Raw genomic sequence first — 16,483 nt, 5'->3', positions numbered from 1 at the left:
CGTCGGTAGTGAGAACCGGCGTGCGGCTCCAGGCTCTCCCACGATCGCTCGATCAAGGGTTTATCGGGCGCGCACGCCGGGCTCTCGACACCAGATTACGAAAAGACCAAGAGATAAGGGTTAGGGAGAGGGGGAACCCTCAATCGGCGGCGCGGTGCGCAATCGGAAACAAAAAAGCCGACGCGAGTGGGGTAGTACTGGGCCCGCGCCGACCTTCCTACAGCAACCGTGGCGCCATCCGTGGCGGGACTTCACTTCCCGATCTAGCCCCTGCCCGGCCATCCATGGCCGGGCGTTCGGTGAAGCAGGCGATGCCATTTAGGCATCGCCAGAGCGCTTCATCTCACCCGTCAAATCCGACACGAACCCATTCCACAACCCCCGCCGCACGTGATGGTCGCGCACGAAACGGTTGCGGGTTTCCGGCAGCAGGTCGAGCTGGTCGCGCAGCAATTCACCCAGGCTGCGGGCCTTGCGGGCCACGCGCAGGCGCTCATTGACCCCTTCCAGGTGTCCCTGGAGCGAGCCGGCCTCGTGCAATGCGATGAGCGCGACACCGCCAAGGACGCGATCGAGGTAAATCTCGCCCTTTTCCTGCGTGGCCTTCACTAAATGACTCATCGTTTACCTCGTTTCAACAAAAAAGGGCCGGAGTTTCCCCCGGCCCTCAGATCGCCATCCGTCAGATAGCGAGGGAACGCATTCCCGGACCGGACCTTAGGCCTTCACAGCCTTCTTGGCCTTGGAAACCGTCTTCTTCACGGTCTTCTTGGCTTCGGCGGCGGCCTCGGCGACCACGGTGCCGACATCTTCACCGGCAATCTTGGCGGAGATCGTCTCGTAGCCAGCCTTGATGGTCTTCACCAGCTCGTCGCTGGTCTTGGTGACGACGGCGACGCTGTCGGTATAGGCAGCCACGACGCGATCCTTGCCTTCCGGCAGGTAGGCGACCGGGTTGGCGGCCACGGCCTTCACGCCGTCCGTCTTGGCCTTGCTGAAGCTGGACTGCGCCACGGCGAGCAGATCCTTGCCGGCGGCGACATTGGTGTCGACCAGCGACTTCACGCCTTCAACCACGATGGCATTGGCAGCCTTGAGGGTCTCGAAGCCGGACTCGACGACATCCTGGCCACGGGCCACGACGACTTCGCCGCGGGTCTTCACATCGGTGATGATGGTTTCAACGTTCATTTAAAAGCTCCTGAATCAGCAACAAAGTTCCCGGTAACAAATTCCCCAACAATTGCTGCGATGCAACATTGTTGCAGTGCATCATATTCAGCGACCCCGGGGATGTCAACGCGCCGCCCGCGCCGCGCCGACGAACGGCAAGCCGCCCCCGGAAGCCCTGGTCAATACTCCGGAAGCCTCGGATTACAAGGGGATTTTTCCTACCGCATCAGGTATGGTTGGGGCATGAAGCAGCGCATCCAGCAATTCCTGCACAGCCTCTGGGACCTCGACCAGGTGGCTCGCTATCCCCAGACCCTGGTCCGGGCGGCCCGCTATGTCTTTGTGCTGGTCCGGGACCTGATCGACGGCCAGCTCAACATGCGGGCCATGGGGCTGGTCTACACCACCCTGCTGTCCATCGTGCCCCTGCTGGCCCTGGCCTTCTCCATGCTCAAGGCCCTGGGCGTGCACAACTCCCTGGAGCCGGTGCTGCTGGAGGCCCTGCGCCCCCTGGGCAGCCAGGCCACGGTGATCACCGGCAACATCATCGGCTTCGTCGAGAAGGTCAACGTCAGCGTGCTGGGCTTCGCCGGCGTCGCACTGCTGTTCTTCTCGGTCATCTCCATGATCCGCAAGGTGGAGGAGAGCTTCAATTTCATCTGGCGCATCGACCGGCCCCGCCCTCTGTCGCAGCGCCTGGGCGAGTACCTGGCGGTGATCACGGTGGGCCCGCTGCTGGTGGTGCTGGCCCTGGGCATGACCGGGACGGTGATGAACAGCAGCGCCATGGCCTGGATCGTCGGCATCGAGCCCTTCGGCCTGCTGATCTTCATGCTGACCAAGCTGCTGCCCTACCTGTTGATCGTGGGCCTGTTCACCTTCCTCTACGCCTTCATGCCCAACACCCGCGTGCAGCTGCGCGCGGCGTTCTACGGCGGCGCCCTGGCCGGCGTGCTGTGGCAGACCGGCGCGGCGATCTTCGCCTCGGTCGTGATCGGCGCCACCAGCTACAACGCGATCTACTCCGGCTTCGCCATCGTGATCCTGCTGCTGATCTGGCTGTACCTGGGCTGGCTGATCCTGCTCACCGGCTGCCAGCTGGCCTTTTACGTACAGCACCCGGAGCAGATCAAGGCCCACAGGATTCCGCCGCTGCTGTCCGGCAAGCAGATCGAATACCTGTCGCTGATGGTCATGGGCATGACCGGCCGCCGCTTCCTGGCCGGCGAGCCGGCCTATACCGAAGAAGAGCTGAGCCTGGCCCTGAACGCCGCTCCGGAGCATGTGGCCCGGGTGACCGACAACCTGATCTACCACGGCCTGCTGATCGAATCCGGCGCCGACCGTACCCGGCTGGTGCCGGCCATGGACCTGGACTCGATCCCGGTCGCCCGGCTGTGGCGCCTGGCCCGCGCCGGCAACGACACCATGCCGCAGAACCACGAACTGCTGTCGCCAGCAGTTCATGAACTGCTGGAGGGTGCCGAGCAGGCCTTCGAGCGTCACAGCCAAGGCATCAGCCTGAAGCAGTGGCTGACCCGGCCGGGGAACTGAAGCCCCCGCGGGGACTCAAACCGTTACACTTCGCGCCCCCGAAGACGGATTCACCAGCATGACCACAGCAGATTCGGTGGAGCGCCCCTGGCTGCAGGAATACAGCGAGGGCGTGCCCGCGGACATCGACCCCAGCCTCTACGCCTCGGCGGTGGACCTGCTGGAACAGAGCATCGCGCGCTTCCGCGATCGCGTCGCCTTCGACTGTCTGGGCGCCAGCCTGAGCTACGACGAGCTGGACCGCTCGACGCAGGACTTCGCCTCCTACCTGCAGAATGTGCTGGGCCTCAACAAGGGCGACCGCATCGCGGTGATGATGCCCAACCTGCTGCAGTACCCGGTGGTGCTGTTCGGCATCCTGCGCGCCGGCATGACGGTGGTGAACGTCAACCCGCTGTACACCCCTCGCGAGCTCGAACACCAGCTGCGCGACAGCGGCGCCCGCGCCATCGTGGTGGCGGAGAACTTCTGCGCCACGCTGCAGAAGGTGGTCCGGCAGACGCCGCTGGAATGCGTCATCACCACGCAGGTCGGCGACCTGCTGCCCTTCCCGAAAAGCCTGCTGGTCAACGCCGGCGCCAAGTATCTGAAGAAGCTGGTGCCGGCCTGGCACATCGACGGCAGCACGCCGCTGCGCGCGGCACTGGCACGCGGCAAGGCCCAGCCCTACATGCGTATTGAACTGACGCGTGAGGACATCGCCTTCCTGCAGTACACCGGCGGCACCACCGGCCTGTCCAAGGGCGCCACGCTAACGCACGGTAACATCGTCGCCAACCTGCTGCAGTGCCGCGCCTGGCTGTCGCCCCTGCTGCGCGACGGCGAGGAGACCGTGGTCACCGCGCTGCCGCTATACCACATCTTTGCCCTGGTCGCGAACGCCCTGGTATTCATGTCGCTGGGCGGCCGGAACGTGCTGATCACCAATCCGCGCGACCTGCCCGGCTTCGTCTGCGAGCTGTCGCGCCACCGCTTCACCGCGCTCACCGGCGTCAACACGCTGTTCAACGGCCTGCTCAACACCAAGGGCTTCGCCAGCCTGGACTTCTCCGCGCTCAAGCTCAGCCTGGGCGGCGGCACCGCCGTGCAGCAGGCCGTGGCCGAGCGCTGGCGCGAGGTCACCGGCAAGCCGCTGACCGAGGCCTACGGCCTCACCGAATGCTCGCCCGGCGTCTGCTTCAACCCGCTGCACAAGCCGGACTGGAACGGCAGCATCGGCCTGCCCCTGCCCTCCACGCTCGTAAGCATCCGCGACGACGACAACCGCCCGCTGCCCCAGGGCCAGGCCGGCGAACTCTGCGTTCTGGGCCCGCAGGTGATGCAGGGCTACTGGCAGAAGCCGGAGGAGAACGACAAGGTCTTCACCCCCGACGGCTGGCTGCGCACCGGCGACGTCGCGGTGATGGACGAGCGCGGCTACTTCACGATCGTGGATCGCAAGAAGGACATGATCCTGGTGTCCGGCTTCAACGTGTATCCCAACGAGATCGAAGCGGTGGCCGCGCTGCACCCCGGCGTGCTGGAGTGCGCCTGCATCGGCGTACCCGACGAGAAATCCGGCGAGGCACCCAAGCTGTTCGTGGTGCGCCGTGACCCGGCGCTGACCGCCGACGCCCTGCTGCAGTTCTGCCGCGACCGGCTCACCGCCTACAAGGTCCCCCGGCACATCGTCTTCGCCGAATCACTGCCCAAGACCAACGTCGGCAAGATCCTGCGCAAGGACCTGCGCGCCCCGCCGGCATGAAGACCGTCCTGATCACCGGCTGCTCCAGCGGCATCGGCCGCGCGCTGGCCCTGGAACTGCAGGGCCGCGGCCACACCGTCTGGGCCACCGCGCGCCGGCCGGAGACCCTGCAGGACCTCGAGTCCCGCGGCATCGTTGCTGCCACGCTGGACGTGGACGATGCCGCCAGCATCGCCGCCCTGGCGGCACGGCTGCTCGCCGAGGGCGTGGTGCCGGACGTGCTGGTCAACAACGCTGGCTATGGCGCCATGGGCCCGCTGGCGGAGATGCCGCTGGCCGAATTGCGCCGCCAGTTCGACACCAATGTTCTGTCGCTGATGGCCGTCACCCAGGCCCTGCTGCCGCCGATGATGCAGCGCCGCGGCGGCATGGTGGTGAACATCGGCAGCGTGTCCGGCGTGCTGGTCACGCCGTTCTCCGGCGCCTACTGCGGGACCAAGGCGGCGGTGCATGCGCTGTCCGATGCACTGCGCATGGAACTGGCTCCCTTCGGCATCCACGTGATGACGGTACAGCCCGGCGCCATCCAGTCGCAGTTCGGCGCCACCGCCACGGCCGGTGCCGGCCCGCGTGCCGCCACGTCTTCCGCCTACGCCGCCGTGGCCGACGCCATCATGGCTCGCGCCGGTGCTTCGCAGCAGCATTCCACCGACACCACCGCCTTCTGCCGACGCCTGGCCGACGCCATCCTGTCACCGCGCCCGCCCGCGTTGATCCGCATCGGCAACGGCAGCCACGCGATGCCGGCGCTGCAGCGCTGGATTCCGACGTGGCTGATGGACCGGATACTGCGGAAGAGATTCCGGCTGGAGCGGCCACTCTGAGTGCAAACGAACGTGGGAGCGGCTTCAGCCGCGATCCTTTTCAGGAAGATCGCGGTGAAGCCGCCCCCACGGACAACGCAGGCTAGCGCTGCGCGTCTGGCAGCGCGATGTTCATCTCCAGCACTTCCAGCCCGTCCTCGCGCTGCAGCTGCACGTTGACGGCGCTGTCCGGCACCTGTACGTACTTGCGCACCACCGCGAGAATCTCCTCGCGCAGCTGTCCGATGTAGGCCGGACCGCTGCCCGGACGTCCCTCGCGCTGGTGCGCGACGACGACCTTGAGACGATCCTTGGCGATGGACGCCGTGTTCTTGGGTTCTGACCTGAAGAACTTGAGCCAATCCATGATCAGGCCCCGAACAGCTTGTTGAAGAAACCCTTCTTCTCCGCAGTGAGGAAACGGTGCGGCCGCTCCTCGCCCAGGAAGCGGGCCACCAGGTCGTCGTAAGCCTGGCCGGCGTCGGTCTCGCGCGAGGCGATCACCGGAGTGCCGGCGTTGGACGAGGTCAGCACCGCCGGCGACTCGGGCACCACGCCGAGCAGCGGGATCGCCAGGATCTCCTTGACGTCATCCACCGACAGCATCTCGCCCTTCTCGACGCGGGCCGGGTTGTAGCGCGTCACCACCAAGTGCTCGCGCACCTTGCCGGCGCCGCTTTCCACCTTCTGGGTCTTGCTGGCCAGCAGGCCCAGCACGCGGTCGGAGTCACGCACCGAGGACACCTCGGGGTTGGTCACCACCAAGGCCTCGTCGGCGAAGTACATCGCCAGGTGGGCGCCCTTCTCGATGCCGGCCGGCGAGTCACAGATGATGTAGTCGAAGTCCTGTGCCAGCTCCTTGAGCACCTTCTCGACGCCCTCGGTGCTGAGCGCATCCTTGTCGCGCGTCTGGCTGGCGGCCAGCACGAACAGGTTCTCATGCTGCTTGTCCTTGATCAGCGCCTGGCGCAGGTTGGCCTCGCCGTGGATCACGTTGACGAAGTCGAACACCACGCGGCGCTCGCAGCCCATGATCAGGTCGAGGTTGCGCAGGCCGACGTCGAAGTCGATGACCACGGTCTTCTTGCCACGCATGGCCAGGCCCGTGGCAAAGGAGGCACTGGTGGTGGTCTTGCCCACGCCGCCCTTGCCGGAAGTCACTACGACGATTTTCGCCACTGGAAGCCCTTTTCTAAGTAATCAGTCGGAATTCACGGAATGCGGCCCGCGGGCCGCATCCAAGGTTTGGGTCATGGCCGGAGCCGTCACCAGTCCAATCTCTCGATCTTAAGCTTGCCATCGGCAAGCCAGGCCTGCACGGGCTTGCCGCGCAGGTCGCCCTGCATCTGGTCCGCCACGGCGTAGACGCCGGCGATGGCCACCAGTTCCGCCTCGAAGCGGCGGCAGAAGATGCGCGCCTGGGTGTCCCCGCTGGCCCCGGCGATGACCCGCCCGCGGGCGGCGCCGTAGACATGGACGCAGCCGTCCGCAACCACCTCGGCGCCGGCACCCACCAGGTTCATGGCCACCAGGTCGGCACCGGCGGCATAGATCTGCTGGCCGGAGCGAACCGGGTCGGTGACGATCCTGGTGGGCGCCCGCTGGGCGGGGACCGGTGCCACAGCGGCCGGAGCCGGGGCTGGCGCGGGAGCCGAAGGCGGCGGAGCGGCGGCGGGAGCCGGCGCGGGGTCCGCCGGAGCCTCGGCACGGGCGGCGGCCGGGCGGGAGCCGCGGCCCTCCGGCGGCAGCACCGCCAGGCCCCAGTTGCGGGCCGACTCGTTCAGGGGGCCGTCGCTGACGCCCAGGGGCTGCAGACCGGCCGTACGCAGGGCCGACAGGATGCCGCCCAGTTCCAGCGCCTGCTCCGCCTCGATCACCACCGGCATACCCTGCATGGCCGGCGGCATGGACTTGGCGAAGTCGCGAATCTGCTCCTCCACCGTGAGGGGATCGTGAGCGAGGACACGCAGCCGGCTGACCGACAGCATGCGCCCCTTGAATTCAAGCGCTTTGGTGGATGTCATGAAGAAGCCTGGAGTTGCCCGGATTTTACACGCCCGTGACAGCTTGCGGATGCCCGGATCGCCCGCAAAGCCCGCCGCAGCCTGGGATGGCCTATGTTTTGCTAAGGCTGTGCTAGTTTACCGACAACACAGGACCACACAGCTTTGGACGGCCTACCGATGGGTACCGGGATCGACTGGCGGCAGTACCGCTGCGAGAAGTTCTATGACGAGCTGTTCGAGGCACCCGGCCAGCCCCGCCCGGCGGCGCGGCACCTGGCCGAATACCTGGACGATCTCTCCGAGACGGAACTGGGGGAGCGCCGCCTGGCCGCGGAGCTGGCGATCCGGGTCATGGGCATCACCTTCACGGTCTACACCGAGGGCAAGAATGTCGACCGCGCCTGGCCCTTCGACATCATCCCCCGCACCATCCCCCGCACGGAGTGGCAGCGCACCGAGGCCGGCCTCAAGCAGCGCGTGCAGGCCCTGAACCACTTCATCCAGGACATCTACGGCAGCCAGAAGATCGTCAAGGACAAGGTGTTCCCCGCCAACCTGCTGGAGGAGTCGGTCAATTTCCGCCCGCAGTGCGTGGGCATGCGGCCCAAGAACGGCATCTGGGCCCACATCTGCGGCAGCGATCTGGTGCGCCATGCCGACGGCACGCTCTACGTGCTGGAGGACAACCTGCGAGTACCCTCCGGCGTCAGCTACATGGTGGAAAACCGCCTGGTGACCAAGCGCGTGTTCCCGGAAATCTTCGAAAACATGAACATCCTGCCGGTGGACGACTACCCGGCACAGCTCTACGACACCCTGGCGGCGATGTCGCCCCGCCCCGGCGAGGTGCCCAACATCGTCCTGCTGACCCCGGGCATCTACAACTCGGCCTACTTCGAGCACTGCTGGCTGGCCCAGCAGATGGGCATCGAGCTGGTCGAGGGCCAGGACCTGTCGGTGGGCGACGACGACTGCGTCTACATGCGCACCATCTACGGCCCGCAGCGGGTGGACGTGATCTACCGCCGCATCGACGACCTGTTCCTGGACCCGGAGGCCTTCAACCCCGACTCCATGCTGGGCGTGCGCGGCGTGATGCGCGCCTGGCTCAAGGGCAAGGTCGCCCTGGTCAACGCGCCGGGCGCCGGCGTGGCCGACGACAAGGTGGTGTATTCCTTCGTGCCGGCGATGATCAAGTACTACCTGGGCGAGGACCCGATCCTGCCCAACGTGCCCAGCTACCTCTGCATGGACCCCAAGCAGCGCGACTACGTGCTGGCCAACCTCGACAAGCTGGTGGTCAAGCCCGCCAACGAATCGGGCGGCTACGGCATGCTGATCGGCCCCAACTCCACCAAGGCCCAGCGCGAGCAGTTCCGCGACCTGATCCTGGCCAACCCGCGCAACTACATGGCCCAGCCCACCCTGTCGCTGTCCACCGCGCCGACCCTGACCGAAGGCGGTATCGAGCCGCGCCACCTGGACCTGCGCCCCTTCATCCTGTCGCGCGGAGACAGCACCTATGTCACCACTGGCGGCCTGACGCGCGTGGCGATGGTCAAGGGCTCGCTGGTGGTCAACAGCTCCCAGGGCGGCGGCGCCAAGGACACCTGGATCGTGGACATGGAGGGCACGGCGGAAGCCTCGCAGTCCCAGTCACAGTCGATCGGCGCGGAGGCCGCCTGATGCTTACGTCATTTCGGGAGAGCAACTGATGCTCTCGCGCGTCGCCGACAATCTCTACTGGTTCGGGCGCTACCTGCAGCGCGCCGAAAACACCGCTCGCATCGTCAACGTCCACGGCCACCTGATCTTCGACCTGCCGCGGCAGGTGGAATTCGGCTGGCTGCCGCTAGTGCAGATCCTCGGCCAGGAAGAAGCCTTTCGCGAGCGCTACAACGGCGAATCCGGCGAGGCGCAGATCATGCGCTTCCTGCTGCTGGACGAGCAGAACCCGGCCTCCATCATCTGCTCGCTGCAGAACGCCCGAGAGATCCTGCGTACCATCCGCGAGTGCGCGCCGCGCGAGGTCTGGGAGCGTCTCAACGACCTGCATTACCTGCTGCAGGAGAAGGGCGACAAGGCCCTGTCGCGCTCCAAGCGCCAGGACTTCCTGCAGCAGATCATCGACGGCGCGCTGCTGATCTACGGCATGATCGGCGCCAACATGAGCACCGACGTGGGCTACCACTTCCTGCGCATCGGCGCGTCGATCGAGCAGGCCGACATGACCACGCGCATCATCGACGTGCGCTCCTCCAGTCTGATCAAGCCCAAGACCGCCGAGGACCTGGCGCCGTTCCAGAACATCCAGTGGATGGGCGTGCTGCGCTCGCTGATGGCCTACCAGATGTTCCGCCGCCACGTGCGCGGCCGCGTCAACGGCCCCAACGTGCTGCGCTTCCTGCTGCAGAACCGCGAGTTCCCGCGCAGCGTTACCTACTGCCTCAACTCCATCTCGCAGACCCTGCCCAAGTTGCCGCCCGACCGCCCGCTGCAGCGCACGCTGGACCGCTGCCGCGCACTGGTGATGGACGCCGACGTGGATCGCCTGATGCTGGGGGGCATCAGCGAGGTCATGGACGAGATCCAGGTGGGCCTGGCCAACGTCCACGATGGCGTCAGCAAGGCCTGGTTCCAGGCGGCCTGATCCCGGGTGACCCGCAAATCCTGTCATGCCGGCAGAAGCCGGTATGACGGCGTAACGCCGGATTGCCTAGGCCGCCAGCGCCCCGCTCAGGTTGCGGTGTGGCACCGGCTCCGCGAAACCCTTGACCTGCACCGGCGGGCGCGGCTCCAGCCGCGGCGGTGCGGCGGCACCCGCCAGCTCCAGCGTGCGTTCCGCGGCCAGGATCTCGCCGTCGGCCGCCTCCTCGCAGAGCCGCGAGGCCAGGTTCACGGCCGAGCCCACCGCGGTGTACTCGTAGCGGTCGCCGGCATCGATAGCGCCCACCGTCACCGTGCCGCTGGCGATGCCGATGCCCACGCCCAGGTGCGGCGCGCCCACCGACCAGCGCTGCGTCGCGGCGCCCACCGCCGTGCGGATGCCGTCTGCCATCTCCAGGGCGCGCGCGGCATGGTCCGGAATCGACAGCGGCGCGCCCACCAGCACCAGGATGCCGTCGCCGGCCAGGTCCTTGATGGTGCCGTCGTAGCGCGCCACCACTTCGCAGGCCAGGCGGTAGTACTCGCGTAGCACGCCGATCACCTGCACCGAGGTCTGCACCTGCGAGTAGGCGGTGAAGCCGCGCAGGTCCACGCTGACCACGGTGAGCTCCAGGCTGCTCTCGCGCATGGCCTGCTGCAGCCCGCGCTGGCGCACCAGCTCGGCGACGCGGCGCGACAGGAAGCGCGCCATGAACTCGCCGCGCTGTCCCTGGATCACCAGGTAATGCATGGTCGCGCCCAGGATCAGCAGCAGGCCCAGCGTCATGCTCAGCACCGCGGCGTCCTCGGGCATGACCATGGCAAAGCCGAGGAAAGGCGTGGCGGCGATGCAGCCCAGCGCGCGGACGTACTCCGGCCGGTCCGGCTGGCGGCGCAGGAACAGCAGGCTGCCCACCACGGCGGAGAGGATCGCCAGGAACAGCGGCCCGGCAAACAGCCAGAACCCCGGGCGCAGCACGGCCTCCGGGCTGCCGCTGCCGAAAGCGTTCAGGAACACGTTGACGCGCAGCTCCGGCGCCAGCAGCCCGGCGCCCGCAAACACCAGGCTGCCAGCCTGGCCGGCCCGCAGCAGGCGATCGGCAAAGCGCGGATCGAGGTCGCCGGCCGAGGTCTGCTGGCGCACCCGCAGGATCCACTCCAGGAAGGCACAGATCGCCACCGCGTCGGCCAGGGCCAGCCAGCGGGCCCAGGCGGGCACCGCGTCCAGGGCATGCAGCGGCATGCCCAGGCCCACCGACACCCCCATGGCCACCAGGGCCAGGGCCAGGGCGCGGGTGGTAGGCGAGCCGCGGTCGGCACTCCAGAACGCCAGCGACATGCCGATGGCGAGCAGGGCCAGCAGGCCGCTGGGCAACAGCGTCAGCACATCCATGGATTCCCCCGGATCGGTCGGCGCATCTTCGGCCGGCCGGGGCAGCGGGGCAAGCTACCCGGACCCTAGTCCTGGGGCGGCAGCGGCAGGGACTGCTGGTTGGGGTCGGCTTCCCACTCGAACTTGGGCAGGGCCTCGCGGAATACCTTCTCCAGCTGCTCGCCCCAGGCCTTCTTCAGTGCGGCGTAGTAGGGTGTATCCAGGTCCAGGCGCAGGCGCCGGGAGATGGCCAGGGAATCGCGCTGCATGATCGCCACATCCAGCGGCGGGCCCACGGTGAGGTTGGACTTCATGGTGGAGTCCAGCGACACCAGGGCGCAGCGGGCTGCGTCCTCCAGCGAGGTCTGGCTCATCTTGATCATGCGGTCCAGGATCGGCTTGCCGTACTTGCTCTCGCCGATCTGCAGGTAGGGGGTTTCCGGCGAGGTGGCAATACAGTTGCCTTCCGGGTAGACCAGGTACAGGGCCGGTTCCTCGCCCAGGATCTGGCCACCCAGGATCAGGGTCGCGCGGAAATCGACGTTGCTGTACTGCCCGCCCTGGGAGAAATCGCGCTGCGAGCGTACCAGCAGCTGGCCGATGTACTCGGCGGCGTCGTACATGTGGCGCACACTGCGCAGGCTGACGTTGGACGGATCGCCGTTCCAGTCACGCCAGGCATGGTTCAGCACCGACTGGGTGGTGGCCAGGTTGCCGGCCGACAGCAGGACGAACACCCGTTCGCCCGGTATCTCGAAGGTATGCAGCTTGGGGTGCGAGCGCACGTCGTCCACGCCCGCGGTGGTGCGGGTATCTCCGGCGAAGACGAGTCCGTCATTCACCTTGATCGCTACGCAATACGTCATCGCCTCTCGTCTCGCTGGTCTGTCCGGCGGGGGCGGCATTGTAGGTCTGCCCCGGCACCACGCAAATGGCTGGCGCGCCGCAGGTCATGCATACGCCATGCCATGCCGCGGCCTCTCCCGGTAGTATGCGGGTATAAACCTTGGGAGAACCAGCAATGACACAGCGGACCATCGAATTCTTCTGGGATGCGGCCAGTCCCTACACCTACCTGGCGGCCACGCAGATCGAGGCCCTGGCGCAGCGCTGCGACTGCAGCCTGCAATGGCGCCCCTTCGTGCTGGGCAAGGCCTTCGAGGCCACCGGCAACCGCGCCCCGGCCATGATCCCGGCCAAGGGCAAGTACCTGTTCAAGGACCTGCGGCTCTGGGCCAAGCACTACGGCGTGCCGCTGTTCTTCCCGCGCGTGTTCCCGGTAAACAGCCTGACCGCCGGCCGCATCGCCTGCGCGCTGCCGCCCGAGCGGGTCGGCGACTGGGCCAAGGCCGTGATGACGGCCTACTGGACCAAGGACGCCGACATCAGTCAGGCCGAGGTGCTCAAGGCCGTGGCCGACGCCGCAGGCTTCGACGGCGCCGCGCTGCTGGCGGCGGCGCAGGAGCAGCCCGCCAAGGACTTGCTGCGCACCAACACAGACGAGGCCGTGGAGCGCGACGTATTCGGCGCCCCGACCTTCTTCGTGGAGGGCCAGATGTTCTGGGGCAACGACCGTCTGGTGCTGCTGGAGGATTACCTCAACGGCAAGCTGGGGTCCTGAGACGCGCATGCAGGAAGGGCACGACAGCGGCACCAGGGTCTGGTGGTACGCCAACGGTACGCAGCAGCAGGGGCCGGTCAGCGCGCAGGAACTGAAGCGCATCGCCGCTGGAGGCGGCCTGCAACCCGACGCTCTGCTGTGGCGCGAGGGCATGGCGGAATGGATCGCAGCGTCCTCGGTGCGCGGCCTGCTGCCGGTGGCCGAGGCAACGCACCCGGCCTCTCCGGCCTCTCCGCCCGCCCCTCCACCTCCCCCGCCGGCCGCGGCGACGGAAGGCTGGAGCAGCCCGGCGGCCCTCGCCCCCGCCGCTCCGCCCACCTGGGCCACCGCCAGCGCAAGCGCTGCCGGCGACGCCCCCTGGTTTGCGGTGGCGCCGCGCAAGCTGCTGGTGATGTCGCTGTGCACGCTGACCTTCTACAACCTCTACTGGTTCTACCAGCAGTGGTGGCGGGTGCGGCGGCGCGACGGCTCCGACATCCGGCCGTTCTGGCGCACGGCATTCGCCATCTTCTACGTCTACCCGCTGTTCAAGCGCATACGCGCCGAGGCCCAGGAAGCTGGCCTGCCGCCCTCGTTCGAGGCGGGCACCATGGCATCGCTGTTCATCGTGATCACCCTGCTGGGCAACCTGCCGGGCCCGCTGGGCATGATCGCGATGTTGTCGGCGCTGACGCTGATGCCCGCGCAGGAACTGGCCAATCGCACCAACGCGCAACTGGCGCCCGAATACCCGCGCAACGACCGCTACAGCGGCCTCAACATCACAGGGATCGTGCTGGGCGGGCTGATGCTGCTGATGGCCCTGTTCGGCTCCTTCCTGCCCGAGGAAGAGACCGAGGAGGCCCCTCGGCGCAAGCCCTCCAGCTCCGCGCCGGTGGCGCTGGCGGCGCCCGGCAGCCCTCAGGCGTAGTCGTCGACCAGGCCGACGCGGTAGAGCCGGCGACCCGCAATGGGCGCCGCTTCATCGGCCAGGCCACGGGCCTCGCCGCGGCGCGAACCCGGCATTGCCGCGACCTGCGAGCGGCCCATGTCCATGCCCTGCCCGTTCAGCAGGCCGCGCAGCTGCGGCAACGACTGCGCGAGCAACTCACGCGTGGCGGCATTCGCCGCCTGGAAAGACACATCCGCCAGGGAACCCTGCGTTTCGATGCGGATGCGGATCGGGCCCAGTTCGTCCGGCTGCAGGTCGATGGTCGCTTCCGACAGCCCTGATTCGGTGGCCCAGCTGACGCGCTCGCCCAGCGAGGCGCTCCAGTCCGGATCGTCCAGCGACAGCGGCGGCAGGGCGGGCGTCGAGGACAGCGGCGCCGCGGGTGCCACTATCGCGCTGGCGGCGAACTGAGCCGGCAGCGGCACCATCAGGCTGAATGAGGGAGCGGGGAGCGGAGCGTCCGGCTGCGCCTGCAGCAACGCCTCGGGAATCTCGGCAGTGGCAGCGATCGGCGCCGTATCCGGCTCCGCCGCGACAGCCACTGCGGGCAGATCGATGACGGTATCGGCTGCACCCGGTGCCGGCTGGGCCGGCACGGCCGGTGGCGGCACCATGGCCAGCAACCAGTCCACCAGTCCGGCGGTCGCGGCGGGCGCATCGCTCTGGCCTTCCGGCAAGGGCTCGGCGGCGTCCGTGGCGGGTGGCGCCGCATCCACGGCATCCGGCAACGGCAGGTTGAACATCGGCAGCAGCGTGGCATCCGCCGCCGTGGCTGTAGCAGCCGCATTGGCGGCGGGCGGCGCCGAAGCGGCGGTCACTGCGGGCATGGCCGTCACGGCAGGCTGTCCTGGGCCGCGGCAAAGCGGCGCAGGGCCAGCTCATCGGCACCGCGCTGCTCGCGGCGCTCGTCCTGGCGCTGTTCGCGGCCGCGGTAGCAGGCGGCGAGTTGGTCCAGCACGGAAACATCACGACGCTTGAGCAACCAGGCCGCGCGCTCGGCTTCCACGGCCAGGCGTGCATCCTCCACCGCCTGCACCTGGAAGCGCTCGGCCTCGCGCAGGCGTCCGAGGAAGGCCTGGCGGTTGAGCATCAGCACCGCCGTGGGGCCGGCCGGGGCATTGGCGTATTCGTCGGCATAGCGACGCAGCTCGACCAGCCGCGCTTCCTGATCTGCGTGGCGGCGCTGTACGTCAGCCAGGCGGCGTGCCGCCTCGTCCTCGCGCTGGTCGGCGAGCGTCTGCAGCGGTACCAGTCGGCGCGAATTCATTCGTTCCCTCAGGTGGTGAGCAGGGCATCCAGTGCGCCGCGGCTGATGTCGAAGCCGGCCGGCTCGCGCACGTCCTGCCGCAGGAATTCCTCGATGCGCGGCCAGCGAGCGATGGCCGCATCCACGCGGGCGTCGGAGCCCTTCTGGTAAGCACCGATATTGATCAGGTCACGGTTGCGCTGGTAAGCACTGAACAGCGCCTTGAACTGTCGCATGCGCTGCTGGTGCTCCGGCGCCGTGATCTCGTTGGCCACGCGCGAGATCGAGGCCTCGATGTCGATGGCCGGGTACAGCCCGGCATCGGCAATGGCGCGCGACAGCACGATATGTCCGTCGAGGATGCCGCGCGCGGTGTCGGCGATGGGATCGTTGGGATCGTCGCCCTCGGTCAGCACGGTATAGAACGCGGTGATCGAGCCGCAGCCGTCGATGCCGTTGCCCGCACGCTCCACCAGTGCTGGCAGCTTGGCGAACACCGACGGCGGATAGCCGCGCGTGGTCGGCGGTTCGCCCACCGCCAGGCCGATCTCGCGCTGCGCCTGGGCGAAGCGGGTCAGCGAATCCATCAGCAGCAGCACGTGGCGACCCTGGTCGCGGAAGTACTCCGCGATGGCGGTCGCCAGGTAGGCGCCGCGCAGGCGCATCAGCGGCGAGCGGTCGGCCGGCGTCGCCACCACCACGGCGCGGCGCAGGCCCTCGGGGCCTAGGTTGTGATCGAGGAAGTCGCGCACTTCGCGGCCGCGCTCGCCCACCAGGCCCACCACGATGACGTCGGCCTTGGTGAAGCGGGTCATCATGCCCAGCAGCGTGGACTTGCCCACGCCGGTTCCGGCAAACAGGCCCAGGCGCTGCCCGCGGCCCACGCTGAGCAGCGAGTTGATCGTGCGCACGCCCACGTCCAGCGGCTCGCTGATCGGCGTGCGCGCCAATGGGTTGATCGGCGCACCCTGCAGGCGCGCGTAGCCGTTGCAGTCGAGCCGGCCCTTGCCGTCCAGGGGGCGCCCCTCACCATCGAGCACGCGGCCCAGCAGGCCCTCGCCCACCGCCACCTCGGCGGCGTGGCGGATCGGAATCACGCGGGCATTGGGCTTCAGACCCTGCATGTCGCCGGTGGGCATCAGGAAGGTGCGGTCGCCGGAGAAACCCACGACCTCGGCCTCCAGGCCGGTACCGTCGGCATTGGCCACGCGGCAGCGGGCGCCGATCTGCACCTGGCAGCCTACGGCTTCCAGGGTCAAACCGACGACGCGCTTGAGCGTGCCCTCCACCATCAGCGTGCGCGCATGGGACACCTGCGCGGACTGCGCCTTCAGGCGGCGGGACAGGAACTTGTTGCGGGCTTCGGCGAATTCGCTCATCTGCCCAT

General features: G+C 67.9%; 17 protein-coding genes. 7 read left to right on the top strand and 10 right to left on the bottom strand.

The window, feature by feature from the left end:
- Positions 1-318 precede the first annotated feature (318 nt).
- Positions 319-609: a hypothetical protein gene (locus tag QT386_RS11480; protein WP_289273905.1), complete on the bottom strand. Its 291-nt coding sequence runs from the start codon at positions 607-609 to the stop codon at positions 319-321.
- Positions 610-717: 108 nt separating this feature from the next.
- Positions 718-1,191 (bottom strand): phasin family protein, encoded by a 474-nt coding sequence (locus tag QT386_RS11475; RefSeq protein ID WP_289273904.1) that lies wholly within the window; start codon positions 1,189-1,191, stop codon positions 718-720.
- A 225-nt stretch (positions 1,192-1,416) separates the two neighbouring features.
- Here QT386_RS11475 and QT386_RS11470 point away from each other — a divergent pair, with 225 nt between their 5' ends.
- The 3 genes from QT386_RS11470 to QT386_RS11460 are packed head-to-tail and all read left to right on the top strand — an operon-like array spanning position 1,417 to position 5,295.
- Positions 1,417-2,727, top strand: a complete 1,311-nt coding sequence (locus QT386_RS11470; RefSeq protein WP_289273903.1) for a YihY/virulence factor BrkB family protein — start codon at positions 1,417-1,419, stop codon at positions 2,725-2,727.
- 58 nt (positions 2,728-2,785) lie between these two features.
- Positions 2,786-4,471, top strand: a complete 1,686-nt coding sequence (locus QT386_RS11465) for an AMP-binding protein (protein ID WP_289273902.1) — start codon at positions 2,786-2,788, stop codon at positions 4,469-4,471.
- Entirely contained in the window at positions 4,468-5,295 is an 828-nt protein-coding gene (locus tag QT386_RS11460) for an SDR family oxidoreductase (protein ID WP_289273901.1), read from the top strand. The genes QT386_RS11465 and QT386_RS11460 overlap by 4 nt, the downstream gene beginning before the upstream one ends.
- 82 nt (positions 5,296-5,377) lie before the next feature.
- Here QT386_RS11460 and minE read toward each other — a convergent pair whose 3' ends face one another.
- The 3 genes from minE to minC form a co-directional block, all read right to left on the bottom strand.
- Entirely contained in the window at positions 5,378-5,641 is a 264-nt protein-coding gene (gene minE / locus QT386_RS11455; RefSeq protein WP_289273900.1) for a cell division topological specificity factor MinE, read from the bottom strand.
- Between the two features lie 2 nt (positions 5,642-5,643).
- Entirely contained in the window at positions 5,644-6,453 is an 810-nt protein-coding gene (gene minD, locus QT386_RS11450; RefSeq protein WP_289273899.1) for a septum site-determining protein MinD, read from the bottom strand.
- An 86-nt stretch (positions 6,454-6,539) separates the two neighbouring features.
- Positions 6,540-7,298 carry a septum site-determining protein MinC gene (minC, locus tag QT386_RS11445; protein WP_289273898.1) on the bottom strand — a complete coding sequence of 253 codons (759 nt, stop codon included), beginning with the start codon at positions 7,296-7,298 and terminating at the stop codon, positions 6,540-6,542.
- 171 nt (positions 7,299-7,469) lie between these two features.
- On the opposite strand from minC, the gene QT386_RS11440 reads away from it, so the two are divergent.
- Together QT386_RS11440 and QT386_RS11435 are read left to right on the top strand one after the other, a co-directional pair.
- Positions 7,470-8,966, top strand: a complete 1,497-nt coding sequence (locus tag QT386_RS11440) for a circularly permuted type 2 ATP-grasp protein (RefSeq protein ID WP_367401428.1) — start codon at positions 7,470-7,472, stop codon at positions 8,964-8,966.
- A 28-nt stretch (positions 8,967-8,994) separates the two neighbouring features.
- Entirely contained in the window at positions 8,995-9,930 is a 936-nt protein-coding gene (locus QT386_RS11435) for an alpha-E domain-containing protein (protein ID WP_289273896.1), read from the top strand.
- A gap of 66 nt (positions 9,931-9,996) precedes the next feature.
- Here the strand turns inward: QT386_RS11435 and QT386_RS11430 are convergent, their stop codons facing one another.
- The gene (locus QT386_RS11430; protein ID WP_289273895.1) at positions 9,997-11,319 is read right to left on the bottom strand and encodes an adenylate/guanylate cyclase domain-containing protein; all 1,323 of its coding nucleotides are present in this window, start codon (positions 11,317-11,319) and stop codon (positions 9,997-9,999) included.
- Positions 11,320-11,384: 65 nt separating this feature from the next.
- Positions 11,385-12,164 carry a peptidase gene (locus tag QT386_RS11425; protein WP_289273894.1) on the bottom strand — a complete coding sequence of 260 codons (780 nt, stop codon included), beginning with the start codon at positions 12,162-12,164 and terminating at the stop codon, positions 11,385-11,387.
- A gap of 155 nt (positions 12,165-12,319) precedes the next feature.
- On the opposite strand from QT386_RS11425, the gene QT386_RS11420 reads away from it, so the two are divergent.
- A complete protein-coding gene (locus QT386_RS11420; protein WP_289273893.1) occupies positions 12,320-12,919 on the top strand; it encodes a 2-hydroxychromene-2-carboxylate isomerase in 600 nt (199 codons plus the stop codon).
- 7 nt (positions 12,920-12,926) lie between these two features.
- On the top strand, positions 12,927-13,829 hold the full coding sequence (locus QT386_RS11415) for a DUF4339 domain-containing protein (RefSeq protein WP_289273892.1): 903 nt from the start codon (positions 12,927-12,929) through the stop codon (positions 13,827-13,829).
- Here the strand turns inward: QT386_RS11415 and QT386_RS11410 are convergent.
- From QT386_RS11410 to fliI, 3 genes are read right to left on the bottom strand one after another with little or no spacing between them, the layout of a single operon-like run.
- Entirely contained in the window at positions 13,820-14,677 is an 858-nt protein-coding gene (locus QT386_RS11410; RefSeq protein WP_289273906.1) for a flagellar hook-length control protein FliK, read from the bottom strand. The genes QT386_RS11415 and QT386_RS11410 overlap by 10 nt on opposite strands.
- A gap of 5 nt (positions 14,678-14,682) precedes the next feature.
- Positions 14,683-15,117: a flagellar export protein FliJ gene (gene fliJ, locus QT386_RS11405; RefSeq protein WP_289273891.1), complete on the bottom strand. Its 435-nt coding sequence runs from the start codon at positions 15,115-15,117 to the stop codon at positions 14,683-14,685.
- 8 nt (positions 15,118-15,125) lie between these two features.
- The gene (fliI, locus tag QT386_RS11400) at positions 15,126-16,475 is read right to left on the bottom strand and encodes a flagellar protein export ATPase FliI (RefSeq protein ID WP_289273890.1); all 1,350 of its coding nucleotides are present in this window, start codon (positions 16,473-16,475) and stop codon (positions 15,126-15,128) included.
- Between the last annotated feature and the right edge of the window lie 8 nt (positions 16,476-16,483).

The organism is Solimonas sp. SE-A11, from assembly GCF_030345715.1.
In the GTDB taxonomy this organism is placed as follows: Bacteria; Pseudomonadota; Gammaproteobacteria; order Nevskiales; family Nevskiaceae; genus Solimonas_A.
This window is presented reverse-complemented; position numbering and strand designations above follow the sequence as displayed.